The sequence below is a fragment of the Pedobacter sp. HMWF019 genome, from assembly GCF_003061025.1.
Taxonomy (GTDB): Bacteria; Bacteroidota; Bacteroidia; order Sphingobacteriales; family Sphingobacteriaceae; genus Pedobacter.
Genome location: NZ_QAIL01000072.1, coordinates 1 through 11,157 on the forward strand (window position 1 = coordinate 1; position 11,157 = coordinate 11,157).

The 11,157-nt window shown below is 38.3% G+C and carries 10 protein-coding genes; 3 read left to right on the plus strand and 7 right to left on the minus strand.

The window, feature by feature from the left end:
• Positions 1-70 precede the first annotated feature (70 nt).
• Both DBR11_RS04575 and DBR11_RS04580 read right to left on the minus strand, forming a co-directional pair.
• A complete protein-coding gene (locus DBR11_RS04575) occupies positions 71-907 on the minus strand; it encodes a phosphoribosyltransferase family protein (protein WP_108550431.1) in 837 nt (278 codons plus the stop codon).
• The gene (locus tag DBR11_RS04580; protein WP_108550432.1) at positions 904-1,599 is read right to left on the minus strand and encodes an HAD family hydrolase; all 696 of its coding nucleotides are present in this window, start codon (positions 1,597-1,599) and stop codon (positions 904-906) included. Before DBR11_RS04580 ends, DBR11_RS04575 begins: the two co-directional genes overlap by 4 nt.
• A 122-nt stretch (positions 1,600-1,721) precedes the next feature.
• Between DBR11_RS04580 and DBR11_RS04585 the strand changes: the two genes are divergently transcribed.
• Together DBR11_RS04585 and DBR11_RS30615 are read left to right on the plus strand one after the other, a co-directional pair.
• On the plus strand, positions 1,722-2,201 hold the full coding sequence (locus DBR11_RS04585; protein ID WP_108550433.1) for a GNAT family N-acetyltransferase: 480 nt from the start codon (positions 1,722-1,724) through the stop codon (positions 2,199-2,201).
• A 38-nt stretch (positions 2,202-2,239) separates the two neighbouring features.
• Positions 2,240-2,785 (plus strand): ATP-binding cassette domain-containing protein, encoded by a 546-nt coding sequence (locus DBR11_RS30615; RefSeq protein WP_108550440.1) that lies wholly within the window; start codon positions 2,240-2,242, stop codon positions 2,783-2,785.
• On the opposite strand, the gene pepE is transcribed toward DBR11_RS30615, so the two are convergent.
• From pepE to DBR11_RS04610, 4 genes are all read right to left on the minus strand, one after another.
• Positions 2,746-3,450 carry a dipeptidase PepE gene (gene pepE / locus DBR11_RS04595; RefSeq protein WP_108550434.1) on the minus strand — a complete coding sequence of 235 codons (705 nt, stop codon included), beginning with the start codon at positions 3,448-3,450 and terminating at the stop codon, positions 2,746-2,748. The genes DBR11_RS30615 and pepE overlap by 40 nt on opposite strands.
• A gap of 73 nt (positions 3,451-3,523) precedes the next feature.
• On the minus strand, positions 3,524-5,725 hold the full coding sequence (locus DBR11_RS04600; RefSeq protein WP_108550435.1) for an outer membrane beta-barrel family protein: 2,202 nt from the start codon (positions 5,723-5,725) through the stop codon (positions 3,524-3,526).
• 25 nt (positions 5,726-5,750) lie between these two features.
• Positions 5,751-6,968, minus strand: a complete 1,218-nt coding sequence (locus DBR11_RS04605; protein ID WP_158275208.1) for an N-acetylmuramoyl-L-alanine amidase — start codon at positions 6,966-6,968, stop codon at positions 5,751-5,753.
• A 192-nt stretch (positions 6,969-7,160) separates the two neighbouring features.
• The gene (locus tag DBR11_RS04610; protein ID WP_108550437.1) at positions 7,161-7,520 is read right to left on the minus strand and encodes a BlaI/MecI/CopY family transcriptional regulator; all 360 of its coding nucleotides are present in this window, start codon (positions 7,518-7,520) and stop codon (positions 7,161-7,163) included.
• A gap of 205 nt (positions 7,521-7,725) precedes the next feature.
• Here DBR11_RS04610 and DBR11_RS04615 point away from each other — a divergent pair, with 205 nt between their 5' ends.
• Positions 7,726-10,095, plus strand: coding sequence for an ABC transporter permease (locus DBR11_RS04615; protein ID WP_108550438.1), 2,370 nt, complete (start codon positions 7,726-7,728; stop codon positions 10,093-10,095).
• A 16-nt stretch (positions 10,096-10,111) separates the two neighbouring features.
• Here DBR11_RS04615 and DBR11_RS04620 read toward each other — a convergent pair whose 3' ends face one another.
• Complete coding sequence (locus DBR11_RS04620; RefSeq protein WP_108550439.1) at positions 10,112-11,074, minus strand: chitinase; 963 nt, start codon at positions 11,072-11,074, stop codon at positions 10,112-10,114.
• Positions 11,075-11,157: the final 83 nt, after the last annotated feature.

Genomic DNA, 11,157 nt, shown 5'->3' on the forward strand with positions numbered 1-11,157 from the left:
GCCTAAACCAATAGTAAATTTTGGGGCTCCAATATTTTCTCTCTGCCCTTTTTGCAAGTTAATGGCCATATTATATTAATTTATAGTTTTTATTATTTAAGTTCTTTTTTACAAACTCCAGATTTTCAGCATAGGCTTCTATGGTATGGTAACCATTACCGAGTGCCAGATCATACAAATGATCTATAAAACGCGCTTCCCGTCTTTCCAGGAATACCGAAAAGCTGTTAAAATCACAGTTCAGGATATATTTAACAATCCTGGTGTTCATACAGAAATGACCACCGTCGATTATCCCTTCAAGATCAAAAATGGACTTTACTTTATGATAATTCAGGTGGTTCTCAATATTAGGATGAATTTCTTTATTCACCAGCTCGGCAAAATAGAGCATATGAATATCGTTTTTGAGGTTGTACTCTTTGACCATCTTCAGGATCATCCTTTCATGGCTCCCGGTTATTTTGATGTCGTCAAGAAACAATAAAGTCTTTCCTTCAAGGAAATCTTTATCAATATGAAAAGAGTCATTACCGATCAGTCTAATCCGTTCTTCAGCACTCAGTTCACCATAGTCTTCTTTATAAGTGATGGTTCTGTGCACCTTTACTTCCTGAATTACAGACATACCCCGTTCCGCCAGCCAACGGTTCAACTGATAAACAAAATAGTTCTTCATAGCGAAGGTCGCTGTAGGTATGAAAGAATAAGGGCTGGAGATAACAACCATTTGCTCTTCGATCTGATTTTCGGACAGGAAATCCCGGATGAATCCGTCGGCCAGGTCTTTCCCGAATTTTTCGGCAACAAGGTCATCTCCGAATTTAAAAAGGCTGTAATCATCCGCATGAAAGCTAAAATGACTGGGATTATCAATCTTATGTAAGGAATAGGTAAATGGGATCATGAAAGTAGGTGTGTGATGGTTAGATGATTTGAATTGATCAGCAAGCTGTTGATCCCAATGGTATTTGCTCCAAGAACATCTGCAACGGGATTATCGCCTACATGTATAATTTCTTGCAGCTCCAGTTCCGGATGTCTTTTTCTGTCTATCGATTGTAGCATGAGGTTAAAAAAGTCCGGATTAGGTTTAGACAATCTAACCTCATCTGAATACAGCTGGAAATCCAGTACTTTATCCAATTCTAAATGTTTAAGCACTTTTCTTAGCGTTTTTCCTTTAATAAATCCCGTATTACTTAAAAGACTAATGGTACTGGAATTTCCATCTTTTAATCTATATAAAACGTCGGTACACTCCGCACAGTATAAAACGGGCATATGTTTCAATAATAATTCTTCCATTTCATGATAGAGCTGTTCCAGATCTATATCATGAAATGCAGTAGAATAATCATTAATAATACTAATGACCATCAGGTACATCTCCTCTGCATCTATATTTTTACCAGTTTTCTCATTAATTGCATTCACCAGCAAATCCACCTTTCTGAATATTGAAGCAACCTCTTCAATAGGTTTATGACTGGCATTAAAATGGGTATAGAAGTATTTGGTCCGCTCTGCTTTAAATACAGGATTGGATTTAATAAGGGTTAACCAAAGGTCGAATGAATAGTGCTTATAATAGGTCATCCTGAGCGCTTTTTCCAGCTGTTTTTTGTTTTTAAAAGCCTAATGTTACAAATTTAGTGCTAGAGTTTAAAATTAATCTACCAAAATTCGTTTATCTTTCCGCAACATTCTAATGACCAAATATGCTCAAACCTTATACCTCCGATGATTTTAAGCTCCTGGAAAAATGGGTAACTGATGCAGAACTGTTGCTCCAGTTTTCCGGTACAGATTTTTCTTACCCAATTACTCCGCAGCAACTTGCGGTTTACCAGACAACCCATCCCAAACGCCGTTTTTATGTTGCATACGAAGATAAAACCCCTTTTGCTTTTGGCGAGATCATACTGCAGGACAGCGGCATACCAAAGTTAGCCCGGATCCTGGTTGGCGAACCTACGCACAGGGGAAAAGGTTTAGGCGGAAGGTTCATTAAATCTTTGGTCGCAGAATCGGCCAGACTTTATCACACGAAAACACTGGAACTCCTGGTGTGGGACCAGAATATTGCGGCTATAAAATGTTATGAAAGGGTGGGATTTGTTTATAGTCCGGAGAAACATACAATCATGGCCCATAAAGGGAAAAATTACAACATACATAAAATGACCTATTTTTTCTAGACTACTGTAGTAGCTTAATCGTATTCTAAAAAACATGCCTGCTAAATATCATCTATGGCAATTTAACCCCTACCCACAAATGCATCCGTTTTGATGGAAATTTTATATTACATGCTTTTAAAAGGCCAGATCTTTTAGTTTACCTGCCACAACAGCATTTTATTCCAAGCTGGTTAACCTTAAAAAGGATATTTTCAGACTTCAATATAGAATATGCAGCATTTGAAAAACAGTTCCCTGAATTCAAATCTCATTATACATCATCCTTTAAAGCGCTCTCTTCCGGGCAACAAAGATTACTTGAAATTTACCTGATCTTAAAATCGTCGGTACAATTTGCCATTCTGGATGAACCTTTTTCATTTTTAAGTCCTGTTTTAGTTGAGCATATCAAAGAAATGATTGTCCAAGAGCGACAGAATAAAGGAATTCTGGTTACGGATCATAAATATAGAGATATCATGGACATCTCTGATAACCTGTATGTGTTATCAGATGGTAAAACACATCTGACAAAAAGTTTAAACGATCTTGAACGCTTAGGTTATTTAAAATTGAGTTCAGAACCTGCAGACAATTCATAAGGCTCTTTTCCTTGAAGGAATATCCTGGAATTCTTACTACCTTCTGTAGTCACCAGTTCCCCTTTAACTCTTATCCAACTACCTTCCCGAAGCCCAACAACTGGAATTTCATTAAACACATGAAACTCCTTAATCCGTGTTTCCCTGGTTTCGCCATTGTGCGTTGAACTGGGATCTGGATCTAAGTAATGTGCATTTAAATTAAAAGGGACCAATCCCATGGTGGTAAAATCCGGAGGATAAACTATAGGCATATCATTTGTGTTCTGCATATTTAGTCCTCCGATATTGCTTCCAGCACTTGTTCCCAGATAGGGTTTACTTTGTTCAACGGCATTTTTTAAGATTTGCATTAAGCCAAGTTCATGCAATTGTTTTACCAGCAAAAAGGTATTTCCACCGCCTGTAAAGAAGCCCTGTGCTTCTTTGATGGCTTTAGCCGGGTCAGTGAAAGTATGTAACCCATTTACACGGATGCCTAAAGTAGCAAAAGCTGTTGCTGCATTCTGAGTATATGCATCATGACTCAGCCCTCCAGGACGGGCATAAGGAATAAAGATGATCTCTTCAATACTTTTAAAAAGAAGTTTAACTTCTGGTAAAAGATAGGAAAGATAATTCTGCCCAAATAAAGTAGAAGTACTTGCTAAAATGATATTCTTCATGCTGTAAAACGTATAACCTGTGTTCAAAGCTATATAGAATTATTGAATTCCGGTATAAAATCAATCATTTCCTCTAATTTGCACTTACTCTTTTTTCTTCGGACTGAATCCCGTTTTGATGTGTCTTTTTGTTTTTAAGCCGACCAATCTTAGCAGTTAATGTGAGGTTGATCTGCCTGGTGTCATTCTGATTGGAAGACCGAAAAACTGCGTCTTTAAATACAATATCTCGTTTAATATTCCAGCTATACAACAGATCTCTGGCGGAGAGTGTAAGGTTGAACAGATTCCGGTAAAAACCTCTGCTGAGTGCGAGATTTAGACGTCCGATAGGGCTGTAGATCCCCTGACCATAACTTATCCTTGTTCTATAGGACCCGCTGATCTCTGCAGTCCAGTCTTTCTCTATTTTGAATTGTTGGCTTCCGTTCACTGTAAAAGTGCAAAGCTGATGAGTATCTTCATTACTTGCTTTATATTTCGATTCCTGAATGGAGAGGTTGAGCGTAGACAACCACCAGCTTTTCAGCCTAACAGAAGTAGTAACATACATATTCATAAGAACAGCTCTATCCAGATTAACGGTAGTATTTACCAAAGAATTTCCTTTTTGCAAATAGTAAGAGGTAATCTTGTTGCGTATCTGAGTATAGCTTAGCCCCATGGTAAATTGACCACGATAAGTATAGCTTAAGTCTGCCATATTGGAAAAGGCAGGCACAATAAGTGGATTTCCCTGATTACTGTAATAGCGATCAAAGAAGAACACAGAAGGATTTAGATCTTCATAATCTGGTCTGGTAATCCTCTTCCCAGCCGACAAAATAAATAAATGACGATCTGAACTATCCATTTTGTAAGAGAGGTAAACTGTAGGAAAAAAATTGCCATAATTTCCTGAGACAGAACTTGAAACTTCCGTAAGATGATGCTGCTGCAGAAAGGAAGTACTGGTCTGTTCAAAACGCAGTCCGGCCTGAAAGGAGAAACGTTTAAATTCCTTTTGCAAACTAAAAAAAGCAGCATCGATGTGTTCCTTGTAATTAAAACTATTATATTCTTCTTGATCACTGTACCGGCTTACGTAATGACCTTTGCTGTTTCGAAGAGAGTAAATGGACTGAAGTCCGCCAGATAGCTTCAGTCCTCCTCTAAGCGGATAATCGATATCTGAACTGGCACTATAGATCTTTGCATCGAACGGGTTCTCAGACCCAAGGTCATCTCTACTCACAATAATCTGACCGGGGTTATAGGTAAGCCCTTCAGAGTGCTGTTTAGATTGGTCATTATAAGCCAGATAATCTAAATTGACGTTGAATTCTGCCCCACTTTTATCCAGTAGGTGTTTTAAATAAATGTTCAGGCTGGTATTGCGTGTCTGCTTTTCCAATGTGCTTGTGGTTTTTAAAATAGAATCTAAACTGTTTTCTGCATTTAGGAATTGAATCCGGTAAAGACCCCGTTCATGATATTGGTTTGAAAAACCGTTTACAATCAAACCTAGATTGGTTTTGGTTCCCACTTCATAATCCAGGCCAGCCTTGTAGTTAAAACTTCTTTTTCTGCTGGTTTCAAAGTTATATTGCTGTAGGGTATAACGCTGTATTTCTTCCGGATAAAACGTTCTTAAACGTTCTACCTGGAAAAAATTATCGGTCACATCATATCCTATATTTCCAAAAACATTTAGTTTTTCTTTCCTGTAATTGACACCTAAGTTTCCTGTTGTTTTCCCATATCTCCCCTGACCATAACTTATAGTCAAATTAACATTAAAACCTGTTCCTGTTTCTCGTTTTGTTTTGATGTTTATGATTCCAGCCGTACCTCCAGCACCATATTTTGCCGGTGGATTAGGTATTAATTCAATCTGGGCAATAGCTGATGCGGAAAGTGAGCCTAAATAAGTATACAAGTCTTTGCCCGAAAGATAAGATGGCCGGCCATCGATATAAACAGCAGTTCCGCTTTGACCTTTTAAACTCATCTGATTGTCTGACACCTCCACTCCAGGTAAATTTCCCAGTACATCCAGCACACTGGACCCCGCATGGGATAATGAAGCTTCCACATTGATCACGGTGCGGTCTAACTTTTGTTCCAGGTATCTTTTACCTTCAGCCTGTATAACAACTTCTTTTAAATCTATTTTCTTTTCTTTCAACAGAATAAATTGTTCTCTGTAAATCTTGTAACCTACAACTGTAATCTGGGCATTCAAGCCATTTAAAAGGCAAAGGCATAGCCATGAGGTCAATATAAATTGCTTCATAATTCTATTTAAGAAAGAAAACTGTCTAAAAACTGGTTATGGCATCCATTATTTTACCAGCAAGCTCCTGCTGTTTCTCTTGATTAAGTATAAATTTTAAATCAGGTGAAAAATTGGCATCTCCCATTTCAATGGCCACTGCTGGCGAACGGCTTTTGCGTAAAACATATAAATTACTGTTCATCACTTCATCTGAGACCTGCATACCCTGAAGTTTTCTGAGTTTCTCCTGTAAGCTCAGCGCTATCTGATGAGAGGTTTCTGCCTGCATATTTTCAGCGCTGTAAATCAGCTCCAGACCTTTGGAAGACTTTCCTGAAGTACCAGCATTCATATGCAGGGAAATAAAGAAATTTCCTTGCAAAGCGGTTCTGTCTTTCAAAGTCATAAATTCATCAGTACCTCGCGTCATCACCGTTGATATTCCCCGTTTCCTTGCCTCATCCCTAAGCTTATAAGCTACCTGAAGCACAATGTCTTTTTCCTGAACCCCATTTATGCTTATTCCCCCGGCATCTTTGCCCCCATGTGCTGCGTCGATAACGAGTACAAAACCTCTGCCGGCATTACTTCCATAAGCCCTGCCCGAAGTATTAAAATATAAAATCACCATGGTCAATGGAAATATGATCAGAAAGTAAACCATCCTCAGTTTTCCATCACTCCGTTCCTTAAACATCATTTGAACCCGGTAAAGTACAGAGGGTGTGTGAAATGTATTCAATATTTTCCGACTTTCAAAACTGGCAGATCGTAACAAAAGTTCAGCATAATCTTTGGGATCATATTTTTGAATCAAGAAGTGATCCACCTGATACTCGTGAATCTGATACAGATCTCTTTTAAGAAAATAAATAATGGGATTGAACCAGGTAAAAGCAGCTACAACATCCAGTAAAAGGTGGTCGATGGAATGCAACAAGCGGCAGTGTAATTGCTCATGAACTACAATCCGCTCCTCTTCAGCCCCTTCAGGATTTAAAAAGATCATATTGAAAAAAGAAGCATTTGAATTGAAGTGGTCATATATATACCAGAAACTTCCGTTCTTTTTTCCTTTTTTTAATGTTTTTAAAAGGATTACAACTATGGCATACAGCAATTTGAGCATCAGTAAGCCACTTATCCCCCAGTACAGGACTTGCACAGTTAACATCCAGTCAAAGCTGGTTTTATTTACCGGTACTGCTCTGAAATTATCGGGAATGCCTATGCTAGTAGTTGACCTCTCTGGCAATATCATTTCAACAGACTTAAAAAAGGTTGGCAATTTTATCGTTAAAACAGGAATCAGCAAACTTACCAGCAGCGCACACAGTAAATACAACCGGTTCAGATTAAAAAATGTAAGCTTCCTGAAAAACAGGAAGAAGACGCCGTAAAAAATCGTTAGGCATGCCGAAAAGTGAAGTAAATAGTTAAAGAAAGCCATACACTATTGATGATCAATAATGTTTCTAATCTTTTTGATTTCTTCTTCCGACAGTTTCTCTTCCTTAACCATAAAAGAAAGCAAGGATTCTGCCGAACCACCAAAATAACCAGAGAGTAGTTTTCTGAAGGAAGTCTTTCTATATTCCGATTTGGTGATTAGAGGAAAGTACTGATGGGTTTTCCCAAAAGCATGATAACCCAGATACCCTTTCTTTTCCAGCAATCTGACCACAGAGGAAATGGTATTGTAAGGCGGTTTAGGATTTTCAGACATATGATCTATGATGTCTTTCACAAAGACGGTATTTAATTCCCAGATGATCTGCATGATCCGTTCTTCAGTTTTAGTGAGTTCTTCCATATCCAAAGCTATAACTTATTTTTCAGTTTTAAAACTGAAAAATAAGTTATAGGTGTTTTTTCATTAATCAGTAGTGTTCATATACGAACTAAATATGTCCATATATGAACACTTACTGATCTAAAAACCTTATTTTAGCGCTGTCAGTTGGTTTTTGTGGCATGGCATACAGATTGGACAACAGAGACAAATAATAAAAACAACTATGTTCCAGCATCACCTTTTATTGATCTATAGAAATTTCAAAAGGTATAAAAGCTCCTTTTTTATTAACCTGATTGGACTTTCAACAGGACTTTCCTGCGCTTTGATGATCTACCTGTGGGTAAATGACGAAATGCAAATGGACCGTTTCCACCATAAAGACATCTACCAGGTCATGGAAAACGAACATATAACCGAAGGGATCCATACAGTTGACGGAACCCCGGGAATTCTTGCCGAAGCTATGGTTAAAGAAATGCCTGAAGTAGCGTCTGCAGTAACGGTATCCCCTACTTACTGGCTTGGACAGAGTCAGGTATCTGTAAATAACAGTCCCCCGGTAAAAGCTGCAGGAAAATTCGCTGGCGCAGACTTTTTTAAAATATTTGATTATCCGCTGATTACCGGACGAGCTGATCAAGTACTGAAGAACAATAACACGGTAGTCGTTTCTGAGAACTTAGCCTTAAAGCTGTTTCATACAACTGATGTTATTGGAAAGGAATTTACCTGGACCAATGCCGATGTTAAAAGTAACAGGCAAGCGCTCATATCAGGCGTTTTTAAAAATACGCCTGCTAATTCTTCCGACCAATTTGATTTCCTGATTTCTCTGGATGCGTTATTCAACATTAGTGAAACTTATCTGAAATGGGGGAACTATGGTCCCAATACTTTCTTTGTCTTAAAAAAAGGTGCCAACCCAGTACAATTTAACGCAAAACTAGAAGGCTTTTTAAAATCAAAGGGAGAAAAAAACATTAGCTTATTCATCAGACCTTTTGCCGATGGTTATTTGTACAACAGATTTGAAAATGGGAAAGTGGATGGAGGAAGGATTGATTATGTAAAACTGTTCTCTCTCATTGCCGTTTTTATCCTTTTGATCGCTTGCATTAATTTCATGAACCTCTCTACTGCAAAAGCTTCGCGTAGGTTAAAAGAAGTAGGCATCAAAAAAGTAATGGGTGCACAAAGAGCTTCACTCATTTTACAGTATATGGCAGAATCCCTTCTGCTCACTATTTTAGCGGTATTTGTTTCCTTACTTGTAGTTGAACTGTTATTGCCTCAATTTAATCATATTGTCGGAAAGGAACTCAGCCTGTATTATAGTCCTTCACTTGTTTTATCGCTTCTTGCCATAACCATTTTCACCGGTCTGGTATCTGGAAGCTATCCGGCACTTTATCTTTCGGGGCTTAAGCCGGTTGCTGCTTTAAAGGGAAAACTCAACCTCAGTTCGGGAGCATTATGGACACGCCAGGGATTGGTTGTTTTTCAATTTACCTTATCGGTGATTTTAATTGTAGGTGTGTTTGTGATCTATAAGCAGATCGAATATGTACAGACAAAAAACCAGGGATACCAAAAAGACAATGTAATCTATTTTGAAACCGAAGGAAAATTCAGAGACAATGTGAATTTTGCTATTGATGCCGTAAAAAAAATCCCGGGTGTCCTGGATGCCTCAAGTATAGACCGGGAACTTCTTGGAGACCTGAGTTATACTTTTGGAGATTTCAGCTGGGAAGGAAGAAATCCAAAAGAGGCTATTAAATTCCAAAGGGCAACGGTAAATTCCGGTCTCATAGAAACTTTAGGTATAAAAATGGCCAGCGGGAGAAGTTTTTCCAATAAGTTTGGTGCAGACACTTCAAAGATCATCATCAATGAAGCGGGTATAAGAGTGATGCGTTTAAGTCATCCGGTTGGGAAAACATTTACGCTTTGGGGTAAAAATTTCGAGATCATTGGCGTGATTAAGGATTTTCATTTTGAATCCTTACATGAGCCTGTAAAACCAATGTTTTTAAGGTATGACCCTGTTGGAACCAACAGAGTGATGGTCAAAATTGGCCCGGGTAAAGTAAAAGAAGTTACAGATGGTTTACAGAAATTAAGCGCAGCCTACAATCCTGGCTTTAACCTGAATGTTAAATTCCTAGACCAAGATTTCCAGTCACAATATATAGCCGAAACCCGGGTATCGGTATTATCCAGGTACTTTGCTTCAATAGCAGTGGTCATCTCATGCCTTGGCTTGTTTGGCCTGGCTATCTTCACTGCCGAAAGAAGACTAAAAGAAATTGGCATCAGAAAGGTTTTAGGTGCAAGTGAACTCAATATTGTTTACACTTTATCCAAAGATTTTGCCAAACCTGTATTCTTTGCGATTTTGATTGCCTTACCAGTCAGCTACGTGATGACTAAATACTGGTTAAATACATTTGCTTACAGAATGGAACTCCAGCTCTGGTATTTCTTGGCAGCAGGTATGCTGGCATTACTGATTGCCTGGCTAACCGTGGGCTTACAAGCGATAAAAGCTGCAGGAGCAGATCCAATTCAGTGTTTAAGAGATGAATAAATTGTGATCAGGCTTATTAAGATGGAAAGGGCACCATTTTACTACAGGAACATACACAGTTGGGGTCTGAAACATTGAGTAATTTTAGGAAATAGCGATAGAAACCAATTCTGTCCTGCATTCCAGGATCGTTTTCTCCTTTATTACACTCTATACTGCCATTAATGAGGTTAATGGTCATTCCAAAACCTGGTGCATAACCTGAGGCCTTTTCTGCCTCTGAAGGCTTCCATTCTCCAGTCATGACAGCATGTGCTGATGGTTTCCTGTTTTGTGGTGTCATCCAGAAATAAATCGCGGTTTTAAAAGATAAAACCGGATCCTTGGTTACCAGATCTGGTTTGTTCAACAATATATCTGGGTTTCCAAAAATAACTGTAGATGCAAACCCATAATTACCATTATAACTCAATTGTAAAGGACCTCTCCCATAGTATTTCTGACCAGCTACAGCTGGATATACTTTATTTTGGATTACATATTCAAGATCTGTGCGTAGCTCATGTGTCAGCATCAGCCCATCATTAAACTTTCCATTTACTCCATTACGGGTTTCATGTGCGATGTGTGCAAAAAAGGCGGCAGCTTCTTTTTTATTGAGGTTTGAACAGAAATCACCATAATTAATCTCTGCACTAGAGTAAGGTTGCTTTTTGGCCCAATCCTGTTCCCAATCCGGATCCTGACGTACTACTGTACTTTTCCCTGTTACCAGATCGGTTTTAGTTATCTTGAAGATCCATATTCCTCTTTTTTCAATTCTGATTTTAACTGCGGATATTTCTGCAACTGCCTGCTTGAATGACTTATACGAAAAAAACTGATTATGCTGAGGGAAAAATCGATTAAAATCCTTTTCCGAAAAAAATGAAAGTATAGAGGGAGTCCGGGACTGGGCATATAAACTGAAACTTACTTTAGATGTAACTATCGCCATGACTAAAAAAAGTACACTCATTTTTACTACGATATTTTTCATTGGAATATATTTTTTTAAAGGTTACAAAGCTATCATCTGCCACCAAATTTATTCATTTCGGTTTCTGTAGTGCTACACTTGAT